The sequence below is a fragment of the Pseudomonas sp. PA-1-3F genome (assembly GCF_021609665.1).
In the GTDB taxonomy this organism is placed as follows: Bacteria; Pseudomonadota; Gammaproteobacteria; order Pseudomonadales; family Pseudomonadaceae; genus Aquipseudomonas; species Aquipseudomonas paracarnis.
On sequence record NZ_WJZD01000079.1, the window covers coordinates 1 to 659 of the forward strand.

General features: G+C 61.8%; 1 pseudogene. It reads right to left on the minus strand.

Annotation, left to right across the window (positions count from 1 at the left end):
* Positions 1–349, minus strand: a pseudogene (locus GIV26_RS27040) (ribonucleotide-diphosphate reductase subunit beta); the annotation flags it as partial.
* Positions 350–659: the final 310 nt, after the last annotated feature.

The following is a 659-nucleotide window of genomic DNA, read 5'->3' on the forward strand; positions in this document are numbered from 1 at the left end:
GGTTGGCGCAGCCGTCGAGGTACTTCTGCCAGGCCCAGTCGTACTTGAATGGCACGAGTTGGTTGAGGTCGGCGCGGCAGTTGATCATGCGCTTTTCGTCAACGGCGACGCGGGCGGAGGCGCCTTCGAGTTCGGCGAGGCCTTCGGCGACGTCGAGTTTGTCCAGGGCGGCCTTGGCGCGCACGATGGCGGCGGAGTCGTTGGCGGTGACGGCGCGGGCTTCCACGGCGGCAGCGGCGCCGGCACCGTCGAGGCGGTCCATGTTGGCTTCGGTGGCGTGGCCGGCGTTGGCGCCTTTAGCGGCTACTTCGCCTTCTTCTTCTTTGTCGAATTCGTCCCAGCTCAGCATGACGTGTCGTCTCCTGCGTGAGGGCTCAAAGGTGCCCGTGTGAAACCGGATGGTTGGGTGTTCACACGGCCCTAGGGCCGCGGTGGATCTTAAGGAATCGTTTGTTGCAACAGCTCGCGCAGGCAAATAAACGGAATCAGGTTGCGGGTGCTGCATGAGGCTTGAGGGGCGCAGCGATGCGTACTTGCTGCAGCGCAGGCTCAAGGTCTGGCTCTTTATCCCTGTGTAAAGGGATATTGCAGGCCCGATTTACCCGCGCATTATAGGGAAAAATTCAGGTTTGTGTTGCGGCGGATGGTCACTTGGGAGC